Annotated in this window: 18 protein-coding genes; 13 read left to right on the top strand and 5 right to left on the bottom strand. The window is 69.1% G+C overall.

Going from position 1 to position 14,108, the window contains the following annotated elements:
- Positions 1–36: 36 nt before the first annotated feature.
- Positions 37–801, bottom strand: coding sequence for an SDR family oxidoreductase (locus ABZY89_RS21645; protein ID WP_355230507.1), 765 nt, complete (start codon positions 799–801; stop codon positions 37–39).
- A gap of 189 nt (positions 802–990) precedes the next feature.
- On the opposite strand from ABZY89_RS21645, the gene ABZY89_RS21640 reads away from it, so the two are divergent.
- A complete protein-coding gene (locus tag ABZY89_RS21640) occupies positions 991–1,638 on the top strand; it encodes a L,D-transpeptidase (RefSeq protein ID WP_355230505.1) in 648 nt (215 codons plus the stop codon).
- 16 nt (positions 1,639–1,654) lie between these two features.
- Here the strand turns inward: ABZY89_RS21640 and ABZY89_RS21635 are convergent, their stop codons facing one another.
- Positions 1,655–3,127, bottom strand: coding sequence for a DEAD/DEAH box helicase (locus ABZY89_RS21635; RefSeq protein ID WP_355230503.1), 1,473 nt, complete (start codon positions 3,125–3,127; stop codon positions 1,655–1,657).
- A gap of 172 nt (positions 3,128–3,299) precedes the next feature.
- Here ABZY89_RS21635 and ABZY89_RS21630 point away from each other — a divergent pair, with 172 nt between their 5' ends.
- Together ABZY89_RS21630 and ABZY89_RS21625 are read left to right on the top strand one after the other, a co-directional pair.
- Positions 3,300–4,001: a ferritin-like fold-containing protein gene (locus ABZY89_RS21630; protein ID WP_355230501.1), complete on the top strand. Its 702-nt coding sequence runs from the start codon at positions 3,300–3,302 to the stop codon at positions 3,999–4,001.
- A complete protein-coding gene (locus tag ABZY89_RS21625) occupies positions 3,991–5,052 on the top strand; it encodes a C39 family peptidase (RefSeq protein ID WP_355230499.1) in 1,062 nt (353 codons plus the stop codon). The genes ABZY89_RS21630 and ABZY89_RS21625 overlap by 11 nt, the downstream gene beginning before the upstream one ends.
- Positions 5,053–5,123: 71 nt before the next feature.
- On the opposite strand, the gene ABZY89_RS21620 is transcribed toward ABZY89_RS21625, so the two are convergent.
- The 3 genes from ABZY89_RS21620 to ABZY89_RS21610 all read right to left on the bottom strand — a co-directional run bounded on the left by ABZY89_RS21620 (position 5,124) and on the right by ABZY89_RS21610 (position 6,532).
- Positions 5,124–5,435 carry a hypothetical protein gene (locus ABZY89_RS21620; protein WP_350721129.1) on the bottom strand — a complete coding sequence of 104 codons (312 nt, stop codon included), beginning with the start codon at positions 5,433–5,435 and terminating at the stop codon, positions 5,124–5,126.
- A 156-nt stretch (positions 5,436–5,591) separates the two neighbouring features.
- Positions 5,592–5,813: a DUF3107 domain-containing protein gene (locus ABZY89_RS21615; RefSeq protein WP_091052608.1), complete on the bottom strand. Its 222-nt coding sequence runs from the start codon at positions 5,811–5,813 to the stop codon at positions 5,592–5,594.
- A gap of 86 nt (positions 5,814–5,899) precedes the next feature.
- The gene (locus tag ABZY89_RS21610) at positions 5,900–6,532 is read right to left on the bottom strand and encodes a TetR/AcrR family transcriptional regulator (protein ID WP_328529078.1); all 633 of its coding nucleotides are present in this window, start codon (positions 6,530–6,532) and stop codon (positions 5,900–5,902) included.
- Between the two features lie 127 nt (positions 6,533–6,659).
- On the opposite strand from ABZY89_RS21610, the gene moeZ reads away from it, so the two are divergent.
- From moeZ to ABZY89_RS21560, 10 genes are all read left to right on the top strand, one after another.
- On the top strand, positions 6,660–7,874 hold the full coding sequence (moeZ, locus tag ABZY89_RS21605; protein WP_355230497.1) for an adenylyltransferase/sulfurtransferase MoeZ: 1,215 nt from the start codon (positions 6,660–6,662) through the stop codon (positions 7,872–7,874).
- Between the two features lie 154 nt (positions 7,875–8,028).
- Entirely contained in the window at positions 8,029–8,319 is a 291-nt protein-coding gene (locus tag ABZY89_RS21600) for a hypothetical protein (protein ID WP_355230495.1), read from the top strand.
- Positions 8,316–8,942, top strand: a complete 627-nt coding sequence (locus ABZY89_RS21595) for a class F sortase (protein ID WP_355230493.1) — start codon at positions 8,316–8,318, stop codon at positions 8,940–8,942. Before ABZY89_RS21600 ends, ABZY89_RS21595 begins: the two co-directional genes overlap by 4 nt.
- A gap of 60 nt (positions 8,943–9,002) precedes the next feature.
- Positions 9,003–9,872: a hypothetical protein gene (locus ABZY89_RS21590; protein WP_355230491.1), complete on the top strand. Its 870-nt coding sequence runs from the start codon at positions 9,003–9,005 to the stop codon at positions 9,870–9,872.
- Between the two features lie 21 nt (positions 9,873–9,893).
- Positions 9,894–10,214: an MGMT family protein gene (locus ABZY89_RS21585; protein WP_355230490.1), complete on the top strand. Its 321-nt coding sequence runs from the start codon at positions 9,894–9,896 to the stop codon at positions 10,212–10,214.
- Positions 10,214–10,879: a lysophospholipid acyltransferase family protein gene (locus ABZY89_RS21580; protein ID WP_355230578.1), complete on the top strand. Its 666-nt coding sequence runs from the start codon at positions 10,214–10,216 to the stop codon at positions 10,877–10,879. Before ABZY89_RS21585 ends, ABZY89_RS21580 begins: the two co-directional genes overlap by 1 nt.
- Positions 10,880–10,970: 91 nt before the next feature.
- The gene (locus tag ABZY89_RS21575; protein ID WP_355230489.1) at positions 10,971–11,669 is read left to right on the top strand and encodes a hypothetical protein; all 699 of its coding nucleotides are present in this window, start codon (positions 10,971–10,973) and stop codon (positions 11,667–11,669) included.
- Entirely contained in the window at positions 11,650–12,099 is a 450-nt protein-coding gene (locus tag ABZY89_RS21570; protein ID WP_355230487.1) for a cupin domain-containing protein, read from the top strand. The genes ABZY89_RS21575 and ABZY89_RS21570 overlap by 20 nt, the downstream gene beginning before the upstream one ends.
- 3 nt (positions 12,100–12,102) lie before the next feature.
- Complete coding sequence (locus ABZY89_RS21565) at positions 12,103–12,405, top strand: DUF1905 domain-containing protein (protein ID WP_355230485.1); 303 nt, start codon at positions 12,103–12,105, stop codon at positions 12,403–12,405.
- 33 nt (positions 12,406–12,438) lie between these two features.
- Positions 12,439–14,108: ATP-dependent helicase (locus ABZY89_RS21560; protein WP_355230483.1), on the top strand; the 1,670-nt coding region annotated here is incomplete at its 3' end.

The following is a 14,108-nucleotide window of genomic DNA, read 5'->3' as shown; positions in this document are numbered from 1 at the left end:
ACGGGCTGGAACGTCTCGGACTACCTGCGGCCTCGCCTACTTTCGGCCCAGCGACTGGAACTTCTGGAGTACGCCGGACGGGACCACCCGCGCCATGGTGGCCAGGGCCTTGTAGCGCTTGCTCGGGATCGAGAAGGTCTTGTCGGCGTCGTAGTCGTCGAGCGCCTCACGGACCAGGTCGTTGACGTCGAGCCACATCCAGGAGGGGGCCGAGTCGTAGCCGGAGCCCAGGCGCTCGTGGAACTCGGTCTTGGTGAACCCCGGCAGCAGGGCCATCACCTTGATGCCCTGGCCGGCGTACTCGTTGTGGGCCCACTCGGTGAAGGAGTTGATCCACGCCTTGGCGGCCGAGTAGGTGCCGCGGGGGAGGTAGGAGGCGACCGAGCCGACGTTGATGATGCCGCCGTGGCCGCGGGCCGCTTGGGCGCCCAGCGCGGCGTGGGAGAGGCGCAGCGGGGCGATGATGAGCACCTCCGCCATCGCGGTCTCCTCGTCGGCGGTGTTGTCGAGGAAGCGGTGCTTGAGGCCGTGACCGGCGTTGTTGACCAGCAGGTCGACCGGGTGGTCGGCGTCGGCCAGGCGGGCCTCGACCTTGGCCAGATCGGCGCTGTCGGTCAGATCGGCGCGGAGCACCTCGACACCGATGCCGTGAGCGTCCGCCAGGTCCTTGGCGACGCCGTCGAGGCGCTCCTCGTCACGGGCGACGAGGACGAGGTCGTGTCCGCGGGCGGCGAGCTGCTGGGCGAAGGCGAGTCCGATGCCGGCGGTTGCGCCGGTGACCAGGGAGGTGGGGTTCGACATGGGGCAATCCTGCCACCACCGGTCGCGAGGCGGATCCAGGCGCCGCCCGTCGGTTCACACGCGGAATCACGGTTTCTGTCTGTCGTGTGACAGTTGACTTGCGGTGATACGTGTTTGGATGATGTTCGACGTGGATTTCGTAGGGGGACTCGGGCGCGTGATGAAGAAGTGAGCCGCAGTGCGCGCCACATGAGATCTCGGCCTCTTCGGCGCACCAAGATGCTCTTCGCCGCGTCCTTGCTGACGTCGGCCGGTCTGTTCGTCGGGATCGAGGTCATCGCCGAGCCGGTGGCCAACGGCCGGCCCAGCGTGGCCGACAGCGGGATGAAGCTGGGCGCGGACGCCGGGGCACGCACCCCGGTCTGGCCGCACGACAGCCAGCGTGAGGCCGCGATCGACCGTCACATCGACGCGCGGATCGCCGCCGCGGAGAAGGTGCTTCCGGACGACTCCGGCACCGGTCGCCGGGCGGTCTTCTCGATCAGCCGCCAGCGGGTCTGGATCGTCTCCGCGGCCGACCGGCCGCGGCGTACGTATCCGGTCTCGGGCAGCATCTACGACAACCTCGAGCCCGGCACCTACAAGGTCTTCTCCCGCTCCGAGCACGCGAGGGGCATCGACGACTCGGGCCGGATGAAGTGGTTCGTACGCTTCACCAAGGGCCCCCGCGCCGCGATCGGCTTCCACAACATCCCGGTGGACAAGGGCAAGCGCGTGCAGAGCCGCGCCCAGCTCGGCACCCCGCTGTCGCACGGGTGCATCCGCCAGGCCGAGCCGGACGCGAAGGCGATGTGGCGCTTCGCGCGGCTCGGCACCAAGGTGGTCGTGATCCCTTAGGCGGGCTCAGGCAGGATCAGGCGTCGGCCTTGGGCGCGGAACCGCCCGAGCCCGAAGAACGGCGGCGCCGGCGGCGACGTGGTGCGGAGCCCTCGGACTTGGCCTCGCCGTCGGCGGGCTTCGTGGACTCAGCAGACTCGGCGGCAGCCGGAGCAGCGGACTTGTCGACGACCTGGCCGCCGCGCGAACGGGTGCGCTGACGGTCGCGGTTGCGGGGAGCGCGCTCGCGCTTCTCGCCGTCCTTGTCGGAGTCCTTGTCCTTGGGCTTCGCGGGCGCGGCGGCCTTGACCCGGCCCTTGGTGCCCTTCGGGATGCCCATGTCGTGGAGGAAGTGCTCCGAGGACGAGTAGGTCTCCTGCGGCTCGTCGAACGGAAGGTCGAGAGCCTTGTTGATCATCTTCCACTTGTGGAGATCGGCCCAGTCGACGAACGTGACCGCGACACCGGAGGCGCCGGCGCGGCCGGTGCGGCCGATGCGGTGGACGTAGGTCTTCTCGTCGTCGGGGGTCGTGTAGTTGACCACGTGGGAGACGCCGGTGACGTCGATGCCGCGGGCGGCGACGTCGGTGGCCACCAGGACCTCGACCTTGCCGTCACGGAACTTCTGCATCACCCGCTCGCGGGCGGCCTGCTGCATGTCGCCGTGCAGGGGAGAGGCCGGGAACCCGCGCTCGGCGAGGTCGTCGGCCACCCGCTGTGCCTGCCGCTTGGTGCGGGCGAAGACGACGACCTTGTCGTGGTCCTCGCACTGCAGCAGGCGGCCGATCATCTCGGGCTTGTCGAGGTCGTGGGCCTGGTAGACGAACTGCGCGGTCGCGGGCACGGTCTCGCGCTCGCTCGCGGACTCGGCGCGGATGTTCATCGGGTGGCGCATGTAGGAACGCGCCAGCGCCACGATCGCACCCGGCATGGTGGCCGAGAAGAGCAGCGTCTGGCGGGTCTCCGGGGTGAGGGTGACGAGCTTCTCCACGTCGGGCAGGAACCCGAGGTCGAGCATCTCGTCGGCCTCGTCGAGGACGAGGGCGTGCACGTGGGAGAGGTCGAGGACCTTCCGGTTGGCCAGGTCGATCAGGCGGCCGGGGGTGCCGACCACGATGTCGACGCCCTTCTCCAGCGCGTCGAGCTGGGGGTCGTAGCCGGCGCCGCCGTAGACGGTCAGCACGCGGAGGCCGCGGTCCTCGGAGATCAGCGAGATCTCGGCGGAGACCTGCATGGCCAGCTCGCGGGTCGGAGCCACGATCAGCGCCTGCGGCTTGCCCTGCGGAAGGTCGATGTAGTCGCGGTCCTTGGGGGACACGCTGCGCTGCACCACCGGGATGCCGAAGGCCAGCGTCTTACCGGAGCCGGTGCGGGCCTGGCCGATCAGGTCGGTGCCCTGCAGGGCGACCGAGAGGGTCATCTCCTGGATGGCGAAGGGGGTGGTGATGCCTTTGCGCTCGAGGGGAGCGCAGATCTCGGGATGTACACCGAGGTCCTTGAACGTTGTCATGATTCGTCGCTACTCGCTTGTCTCATCGAATGCGGCGAGCGACTCACGGGTGTCTCGAGCTTGCCAAGCGAGTGCCACGCCGCGCACATACGGGATCCAGACCACCGCGATATGAAGTGCATTACAGCGGCGCTGGGTCGGTCAAAAGGCATTCTATCGGTAGGGTTCTCCCGTGGTTGCATCGTCAGAGTTCACGGGTCCTCAGGATCCGTTCGGTGATCCTGTTTACAAGGCCGCCGTCATCGACCTTCTCGGAGCCGTCGCCTATGGCGAGGTCTCGGCTGTCGAGCGGCTGACCGACGACGCCAAGATGGCGCCCTCGTTGGAGGACAAGACGGCTCTGCTCGGGATGGCGGCCGCTCAGCACGCCAAGATCCAGCCGGTCCTCGACCGGCTGGTGGAGCTCGGGACCGACCCGTACGCGGCCATGGAGCCGCTGCGCGAGGGGTTCGACGAGTTCCACATCCACACCAAGCCCGCGGACTGGTGGGAGTCGCTGGTCAAGGCGTACGTCGGTGACGGGCTCGCCAACGACTTCTACCGCGAGGTCGCCGGCTTCCTCGACGAGGACACCCACAAGCTCGTGGTCACCACCCTCGAGGACGCCGGGCGGGCCGACTTCATCGTCGACCGGGTGCGGGCCGGCATCGAGGCCGATCACCTCATCGGCGGACGCCTGGCGCTGTGGGGCCGTCGCCTCATGGGCGAGGCGATCACCCAGGCGCAGCAGGTCGCCGCCACCCGCGAGGGGCTCAGCGAGCTGATCGCCGGTGACCACCTCCCCGGTCTCGACCTCGGCGCCATCGGAGAGATGCTCACCCGGCTCACCCAGCGTCACGTCGAGCGAATGGGCAAGCTCGGGCTTGAGCACTGACATCCGCTGGACCGGCTGGGCAGGGACGCAGATCGTCCCCGAAGCCGGTGTGTGGACGTCTCCCGAGGTCAGCCCCGGGTTCTGCTTCGACGAGCTGGTCGCCTCGTGGAACGTGGTGACCCCGCCCGGGACCTGGGTGGAGGTCGCGGCTCGGGTGGTCGCCAAGTCGGGGGAGCGGAGCGGCTGGCTGACTCTGGCTCGCTGGTCCTCGGACCCGGCCTTCACCTCCACCTCCGTGGCCGGTCAGGACGACCCGGTCGCGGTCGCGTCCGATGACACCATCCTGGGGCGGGACGGGCGCAGGTTCACGCGGTTCTCGTTGCGGCTGAGCCTGCACGGCCCCGTCGGGAGCCTGCCGCGGGCGAGCCTGCTCGGGGCGATGGTCTCGGCCGACGCCCGGGACTCGGCGCCGGCGCCGGGGGTGGTGCCTCGCGGGACGGTCGTGGGTGGCGTACCCGCCTATTCGCAGCAGCTCCACCGGGACCGCTATCCGCACTGGGACGGTGGCGGGCAGTCCTGGTGCAGCGCCGCCTCGACCGCGATGATCGCCGACTTCTGGGGTGCCGGGCCGACGCCCGCCGAGACGGCCTGGGTGGACTACGAGACTCCCGACCCGCAGGTGCCGTTCACTGTTCGAGAGGTCTACGACGAGTCCTTCGGCGGTGCCGGCAACTGGGCCTTCAACACCGCCTATGCGGGCGCCCGGGGGCTGGTCGCGTACGTCAGCCGGCTCCGCTCCTTCGCCGAGGCCGCCCGCTTCCTCGAGGCCGGGATCCCGCTCGTGCTGGCGGTCTCGCACCAGGCCGGCGAGCTGACCGGCGCCGGGTACGTCACCAACGGTCATCTGCTCGTGCTGACCGGCTTCGACGAAGGTGGCGACCCCGTCGTCCACGACCCCGCCTCCCACAGGATCGTCAGCGATGCGGAGGTGCGGGCGACGTACGACCTCGGCGAGCTCGACCGTGCCTGGGCCCGCTCCGGGCGGATCGTCTACGTCATCCGGCCCTCGGACGTGGCCCCGCCGGAGCCGCCGGCGCAGCCGAACTGGTGAAGCCGGCTGCAACAACAGAAGCGGTCCCACCCCACAGGGGCGGGACCGCTTCGAAGTGACCTGGATGAGGCTCAGGCCTTGGACTTTCCGGTGACACCGGAGGCGATGACCACCAGAACGGCGGCGATCACGACCTGCCAGATGTGACGCCACCAGTCGATGCCGTTGGTTGCGTTGTCCCACGTGGCCGCATGTCCGTCGAACGGTCCGTTGTTCTGGCCGAAGACGAACCAATAGATGAAGCTGCCGATCAGCATGCCGCCGATACCGCAGACAATCGTCAGCCAGAACGGAATGTTGTCCTTATCGCCCGGCGCGAAGAACTTGCCGAGGGCACCAATGATGACGCCGCCGATGAGGGTGACGAGGATCGTAGAGATCATGCCTTTTCCCTTCAGGTTGTGAGTGGCGCCATGAACGCGCCCATCGTTTGATATTGCACCTGTTGGGACTGGAATGCACGGACAACATGGCTCAAAACCGGAAGTTCGTCACCGGAATCAGGGCCATCCCTGAGTAGTAGTGCAGCCCGGAGTGGTTCAGCCGGCGAAGCCGACCTTGCCGACCTTGGCCGGGCCGATCTCGATGTAGGCGAGCTTCTCGGTCGGGACGATGACCTTGCGGCCCTTGCTGTCGGTCAAAGCGAGCACAGCACCGCCGCCGAGGGCGTCGGCGATGAGCTTCTCCACCGATTCGCTGGACTCCTCGGTCTCTACGACGAGCTCACGGGCGGCCTGCTGGACGCCGATCTTGACCTCCACGGGTCCTCCTTGCGATGGGTCGATCAATGCTCCGGAATCCTCTCACACGGACCGTGAGGAACCCCGTCGTTGCGCTACGAGCGGAATCAATCAGTCTTGGGATAGCCGCCGATGCCGCGCCAAGCGAGCCCGGCGACGAGACGAGCCGCGTCGGCCTGGGAGAGCTCGCCGTTGTTGTGGAGCCAGTAGCGGGCGCTGACCTGGATCTGGCCGACCAGACCCACGGCGAGCAGGTGGGAGGCGGTGGGAGCGAAGCCGGTGTCCTCGGCGATGACCTCGGCGATGACCTCGGCGCACTCGTTCGTGACCCGGTCGACCTGCTCGCGTACGGCGGGGTCGTTCGTCAGGTCGGACTCGAAGACGAGCCGGAAGGCGCCGGACTCGGAGGCCACGTAGTCGTAGAAGACCTCGACGGTGCGGGCCACGCGTTCCTTGTTCTCGTCAGTCGAAGCCAGGGCCTCCCGGCAGCGATCGATGATCTCGTTCGCGGACTTCTCCAGCAAGGCGAGATAGAGATCGAGCTTGCCGGGGAAGTGCTGGTAGAGAACGGGCTTCGAGACTCCTGCCCTCTCGGCGATGTCGTCCATCGCGGCGGCGTGGAAGCCGTAGGCGACGAAGACCTCGAGAGCGGAATCGAGAAGCTGGGCTCGTCGTTCCGTCCGGGGCAGTCTCGCCCCTCGCGGTCGAGTGGGGTCGAGCTCGGATTGGTGCGTGGTCACCCCAGCAGCCTACCCGCTGGTACTCGGATCGCGGGACGCGTCGTTGTCTCGTCCACGGATGAGGGAACATGGAGAAGTGCCTGCGGTGTTCAAGTAGGCATACGTACGTCCGAACTGAGGAGCAGTTGTGTCCCTAGCCCCGCTCGTGGAGCCCGCTGACGAGCTGACGATCGACGAGGTGCGCCGCTACAGCCGCCACCTCATCATCCCCGACGTCGGCATGGCCGGGCAGAAGCGCCTGAAGAACGCCAAGGTGCTGGTAATCGGCGCCGGCGGTCTCGGCTCGCCTGCCCTGCTCTACCTGGCCGCCGCAGGCGTCGGCACCCTCGGCATCGTCGAGTTCGACGAGGTCGACGAGTCCAACCTGCAGCGCCAGATCATCCACAAGCAGTCGACGGTGGGCCAGCCGAAGGCCGAATCCGCCGCGGCGGCGATCAAGGAGGTCAACCCGTACGTCAACATCGTGCTGCACGACGTGCGGCTCGACAACGACAACGTGCGCGAGATCTTCACCGGCTACGACCTGATCGTCGACGGCACCGACAACTTCGCGACCCGCTACATGGTCAACGACGCGGCGTACTTCCTGGGCATCCCGTACGTCTGGGGCTCGATCTACCGCTTCGACGGGCAGGCTTCGGTGTTCGCGCCGACCCTGACCGACGACGCCCCGTGCTACCGCTGCCTCTACCCGGAGCCCCCGCCCCCGGGCATGGTCCCCTCCTGCGCCGAGGGCGGCGTGCTGGGCGTGCTCTGCGCCTCGATCGGCTCGATCCAGGTCAACGAGGCCATCAAGATGCTGACCGGCATCGGTGAGCCGCTGGTCGGCAAGCTGATGATCTACGACGCACTCGAGATGGAGTACCGCAAGCTGAAGGTCCGCAAGGACCCCAACTGCGCGCTGTGCGGCGAGAACCCGACGGTCACCGACCTGATCGACTACGACGCCTTCTGCGGTGCGATCTCCACCGAGGCGGCCGACGCCGCTGCCGGCTCAACCATCTCGGTCAACCAGCTCTCCGAGATGATCAAGGAGCGCGAGGAGGGCAGCCGCGACTTCGTCCTCGTCGACGTGCGCGAGCAGAACGAGTACGAGATCAACAAGATCCCCGGCGCCGTCCTGATCCCCAAGGGCGAGTTCCTCAACGGCAACGCGATCCCGCAGGTCGCCGAGCTCACCGGCGATGGTGCCAAGCCGCTCGTGTTCCACTGCAAGAGCGGCGTACGCAGCGCCGAGGTGCTCGCGATCGCCAAGGGCGCCGGCTACGCGGACGCGGTCCACGTCGGCGGTGGCGTGGTGGCATGGGTCAACCAGATCGACCCGTCGCAGCCCTCGTACTGAATCAGTACAGCTGAGCATTACTGAACTGTTGGCCAGCGGTGGCTCCTCTGGGGCCGCCGCTGGCTTTATCTGTACGTGGAGATACCGATAGTTTTGCGATCGCAGCTGCGGGGGGCGGAGTTGCATCAATGCCCGAACCTCGGAGGATTCGACGTTGTCCACACGCGCTCGTCTCAGCGCGACGCTCGCCGGTGCCACCCTGGCCGGCGGACTGTTTCTCGGTGCCCCTGCCAACGCGAGCGACCAGGCCCCGGAGCCGGCCTCCGGCGCGGCCGTAGGCTCTGCGATCGACCCGGAGAGGCTGGAGTCGAACGTCGCGGACCCGACCCCTGGCGTACCTCCGTCCTATGTCTTCGCCGGGGTCGGTGCGCTGCTGATGGGGGCGGGGGCCGGACTGGCCTTACGTCGCAAACGGGCTGAGGCTGTGGCACGCTCGGCCGAGTGAGCAACGGTCAACCCAGCCTGAGGACCTTCCTCGGCGAGATCTTCGTCGTCGTTCTCGTGGTCGCGGTCGCTGTGCTCGGCTATGCCGCCTACGACTACTACACCAAGCTCGACGACGCTAAGAAGACCAACGCGACCCCGCCTGGGACGACCTCCTCGATCCCGGCCGAGGCGCTGGCCGAGGTGCCGAAGAAGAAGGGCAAGGTACGCGGCGTCTCGATCGAGTCGCTCAACGTGCATGCCGACGTGGTGCCGCTGGCCATGGAGGGCGGCACGCTCACCCCGCCCGCCGACGCCTCGCTCATGGGCTGGTGGAAGGGCGGCGCGAAGCCCGGATCGGATGACGGCTCGGTGCTGATCGTCGGCCACACCCTGCACAACGGCGGCGGCATCCTCGATCGGTTGGGCGAGGTGAACGAGGGCGACGAGATCGTCGTGCGGACCAAGGACGAGGAGTTCAGCTACACCGTCCGGTCGGTGCGCGACCTCTCCAAGGAGCAGGTCGCCAAGCGCAGCAAGAAGCTCTTCGACACCGATGGCGAGCCGAGACTGGTCGTGGTGACGTGCGACGACTGGGACGGCACCTCGTTCCAGGGCAACACCGTGGTGGTGGCCGTCCCGTAACCCAGGGCAGTCGAGCCTCGTTACTTGTGAGTCACATCACCTACAGACCGAGGCCCCCACATGCTCCGCACACGCCGTTCCGTACGCCGCGCCGCAGCCGTCGCCGCCGGCACCCTGACCGCCGCGCTCGTCCCGGCCCTGATCCCGTCCGCGGCCCACGCCTGGGCCCCGGCCGACACGGCCACCATCACCCCGGGCGTGCAGATGTACACCGACGGTGCCCAGTGCACCGCCAACTTCGTCTTCGCCGACTCCGCCGCGAACGTCTACGTCGGCTACGCCGCCCACTGCGCCGGTCTCGGTGAGGCCACCGACACCAACGGCTGCGCCGCCAAGTCGCTCCCGCTGGGCACCGAGGTGACCTTCAACGAGGGCGGCTCGCTGCTGAGCGAGGGCACCGTCCTGGGCAAGGGCAAGCTGGCGTACTCCTCCTGGGAGACCATGCAGAAGTCGGGCACCAAGGACGAGAACACCTGCGCCTACAACGACTTCGCCCTGGTCAAGGTGAACGCCGCCGACGCCGGCAAGGTCAACCCGAGCGTGCCGATCTGGGGCGGTCCGACGGGCATCGACACCGACGGCACCGTGGCGGGCGACAAGGTCTACTCCTACGGCAACTCCTCGGTGCGCGCCGACCTCGACCTGCTCTCGCCGAAGATCGGCCTCTCGCTCGGTGACAGCGTCAACGGCACCCGCTGGTCGCACCCGCTCTACAACCTCACCCCCGGCATCCCCGGTGACTCCGGCTCCGGCTTCCTGAACGCCGATGGCAAGGCGGTCGGGACGCTGTCGACCCTGGGCCTGCTCCCGCTCGCCGGGTCCAACAACATCGGTGATATGGACCTCGAGCTGAAGTACGCCCAGGCGAACTCCGGCATCTCCGGTCTGCGTCTGGTCCAGGGCACGGAGCCGTTCAGCCCCATTCTGTGACACCGCGCTAATCTGCGCGACATGGCGGACCGGGAGGCGTACGTAGAGGCCGTTCTGCGTCTTGTCGAGCAGATCCCACGCGGGCAGGTCACGACGTACGGCGCGATTGCCGATGCCCTCTTCGACGAGTTCGGAGGCGGGCCTCGGCAGGTCGGCTCGGTGATGGCGCGCGAGGGCGCGGGGATGCCGTGGTGGCGGGTGGTGCGGGCCGACGGCTCGCTCCCCGCCTCCCACGGTGAGGAGGCGCGGCAGGCCTATCTCGAGGAGGGCACCCCGCGCCGCGTCTCGGGGGCGGTGGACCTGCGCGCGGCGATGTGGCTGCCGCCTACGATGAGCACGTGATGTATCGCGTCCTCCACGCCGTCGTGCCACCCCTTCTACGGGCCGTCTGGCGCCCCACGGTGACGGGGGCAGAGAACGTCCCGCGCACCGGTGGCGTGCTCCTGGCCAGCAACCACCTCAGCTTCGCCGACTCGATCGTGATCCCGTCGGTCTCGCCCCGACCGGTGCACTTCCTGGCCAAGTCCGACTACTTCACCGGCACCGGCCTCAAGGGCGCTGCCCAGAGGGCATGGTTCGAGGGCATGGGGATGCTGCCCGTGGACCGCGACGACCCGCAGGCCGCGCTCGGCTCGCTGGAGGTGGCCCTGGAGGTCCTCAACAAGGGCGAGGCGTTCGGGATCTACCCGGAGGGCACCCGGTCGCGCGACGGCCGGCTCTACCGCGGACGCACCGGGGTGGCGCACCTGGCGCTGACCGCCGGCGTGCCCGTGGTGCCGGTGGGCCTGCGGGGGACCGCGGAGCTCCAGCCGGTCGGGTCGAGCCTGCCGCGGCTGGCGAAGGTCACCGTCGAGTTCGGGCAGCCGATCCAGGTGGCCGGCCGCTTCGACGGCGTACCTCTCGGCAAGGCCCGCCGGTCCCTCACCGACGAGGTCATGGAGGCGATCGCCGCGCTGAGCGGCCAGGACGTGGCCGGGATCTACAACGAGCGGCCCGCCGACGTCTGATCGCCCGTTTGCCTGTTGCGCGGGGGCGAGAACGGGCGCATTCTGGAGGGTGACCCTGCAAATTAATGGGCTAGCAGCCGAGGTGAGGCAGATGGCCACCACGACCGTGTTGCAGGACGAGCTGCGACGCAAGCACGACGAGCTCGCTGGGCGCCTGGCCCACGCTCGGAGCATCATCGCCAGGCCGGAGCAGACCCGCCGGGGCTGCCCGCCGATCGACCAGTTCAACGCCGGTACGTCCCGCCACCTGCACGCGGTGGACGAGGCGCTGCTCCCGGCCGTCTCCGCTCACTGCGAGGGTGGCGCCGCTCTGGTCCATGACTACCTCCCCATGGCGCGGCACCTGGAGGTGCTCCTCTTCCACGTGAAGGCGCACGAGTACGGCTCCACCTGGGAGACCACCCACGGGTGGCCGACGCTGTGGGGCGAGGTCGAGGAGGCGCTCATCGACCAGGAGGAGCGGGAGGGCGAGCTGGTCTCGCGCCTCACCGAGGAAGCCTCCGACGACGAGCTTCTCCTGATCGCGGAACGGATGGCCGCGGCCGGGCGGAGGGCGCCGTCGCGTCCGCATCCCCATCTCCCGCACACGGGTCTGCCCGGAAAGGTCGTACGCCGCCTGGCCCGCCCCGTCGACGCCGTCTGGGACGCGGTCGAGAGCCGCTCGGTCGGTGGTCCCAAGCCGGTGCCGCACAAGAAGCCGGGACTGATCTGGCAGTACCTGCTCGGCGACCCGCGGTTCCCCGACGACCCGGCCAACGAGACCCGGCACAATGAGCCGGGTGACCGCTGACTCCATCACCTCCGCTCTTGACCTCGCGCCGCACCCCGAAGGCGGGGCGTTCCGGCAGACCTGGGCCGCTGCCGAGACCGTCACCCTGCCCGACGGGCGGGTGCGCCCGACCGCGACCTTGATCTATTTCCGGCTCCTGGCCGGAGAGTCGTCCGCGTGGCACCGCGTCACCTCGGACGAGATCTGGCTGGCGCACACCGGCGTCGTGTCGCTCCAGTTCGGCGGCGCCGGTTCGGCGCCGGTCGAAGGGGAGACCGTGCTCGTCGGGGTGGACGTCGCCGCCGGCCAGGTGCCGCAGGCGGTCGTGCCGGCGGGGGTGTGGCAGCGTACGGTCCCCTCGGCCGAGGACGCGCTGGTCTCCTGCGTGGTCTCACCAGGGTTCGACTTCGACGACTTCGAGCTTGCCCCAGAATCAGGCGCTGCGGAGTAGGAGATGGAGTACGCGTTCGAAGGAGCCGTCATCGAGTGGCGCGGACCGGCGCCGTTCTACTACGTGCCGATGCCCGTCCAGGACGCCGAGGACCTCAAGGAGGACGCCCGGGGTCTGGAGTACTGGGGCCAGGTCGCCGTCACCGCCACCATCGGCGCGACCACGTTCACCACCGCGCTCTTCCCCAAGGACGGCACCTATCTGCTGCCGTTGAAGGTGGTCGTCCGGAAGGCGGAGGGTCTCGATCTCGACGACGTGGTCGCGGTGAGGATGCGGCTCGGGCACGAGGCTCGAGGGGACGCCTGAAAACTGTCGGCGCCGTCTGATTGGGTGGGACCCGTGAGTGTCGCCTACCGCCTTGCCCCGCCGCCGAGTGCTGTCGGCGTGCCGGTTCTCGACGAGCACCAGCGGTCGGTCGTGGAGCATCCCGGCGGACCGCTGCTGGTGCTGGCCGGACCAGGCACCGGCAAGACGACCACGCTGGTGGAGGCCGTGGTCGACCGGATCGAGAACCGCGGCGTACGTCCTGACCAGCTGCTCGCGCTGACCTTCTCCCGCAAGGCCGCCGAGCAGCTGCGCGACCGGGTGACCGCGCGGCTGGGGCGGACGCTGTCCGGGGCGGTCTCCTCGACCTTCCACTCCTTCGCCTACGGACTGGTGCGCCGCTACGCACCGGCCGAGCTCTACGCCGCCCCGCTGACCCTGCTCTCCGCGCCGGAGGCCGACGTGGTGCTGCAGGAGCTGCTGGCCGACCACCCGGAGTCGGTGAGGTGGCCGGAGCGGTTCCGGATGGCGATCGGCACCCGCGGGTTCGCGCGTGAGGTGCAGACCGTGATCGCGCGGGCGCGCGAGCGCGGGCTCGACCCCGACCAGCTGGTGGCGCTCGGCAAGGAGGAGGGCATCGAGGAGTTCGTTGCCGCCGGGTGGTTCCTGGAGCAGTATCTCGACGTGCTCGGTGCGCAGTCGGCCATCGACTACCCCGACCTGATCATGCGCGGGGTGATCGAGGCCGAGCGGCATGCGGCCGAGCTCCGGGCCGAGTTCGCCTGCGTCTTCGTGGACGAGTATCAGGACACCGACCCGAGCCAGGTCGCGCTGCTGCAGGCGCTCGCCGGCGACGGGCGCGACCTGATCGTGGTGGGTGACCCCGACCAGTCGATCTACGGGTTCCGGGGCGCGGACGTCAACGGGATCCTCGACTTCCCCTCGCAGTTCCTGACCCGGGAGCGCCGGCACGCACCGGTGGTGGCGCTGGGGACGACCCGCCGGTTCGGGTCGCGGCTGCTGCGGGCGTCGCGGTCGATCGCGGCGGGCATCTCGGTGCGCGGCTCGATCCCGGCCGCGGCCTACGACACCTTCCGCAACCCGCATCCGCTGGCCCAGGATCCCGGCCGGGCCGAGGTGCTCACCTTCGACACCGACCGCGCCGAGACCGAGCACATCGCCGACCTGCTCCGGCGGGCGCATCTCGAGGACGGCATCGACTGGTCCGACATGGCCGTTCTGGTGCGCTCGGGCCGCACCTCGATCCCGCAGCTGCGCCGGTCGCTGACCGCCGCCGGCGTACCGGTCGAGGTCGCCGCCGACGAGACCCCGCTGGTCCGTGAGCCAGCCGCAGCGGTCCTCCTCGACGCGCTCGGGATCGTCGTCGACGCCGACGTCGAGTCCGACCTCGATGAGCGCTACGTACGCCCCGATCGCTGCGAGGAGCTGCTCACCGGTCCTCTCGGCGGCCTCGACGCCACCGACGTCCGCGCGCTCACCCGCACCCTGCGGGCGAGGTTCCCCGACGTCGCCGCGCACGACCTCGTACGCCGCGCCGTGCTCGATCCGTCGCTGCTGGTCTCCGCCGTCGGTCGAGCCGCGAGCGCTAGCGAGCGTGTCGAGACCAACACAGTCGATGCGAGCGCCGAAGCGGACCGTGTTGGTCTCGACACGCCTCCGCCTAGCGGCTCCGGCGGCTCGACCAGTGACCCTGGAACCCTTGATCAATCGGCGGATGTGTTTCT

It is taken from the genome of Nocardioides sp. NPDC006303 (assembly GCF_040613175.1).
Taxonomy (GTDB): domain Bacteria; phylum Actinomycetota; class Actinomycetes; order Propionibacteriales; family Nocardioidaceae; genus Nocardioides.
This window is presented reverse-complemented; position numbering and strand designations above follow the sequence as displayed.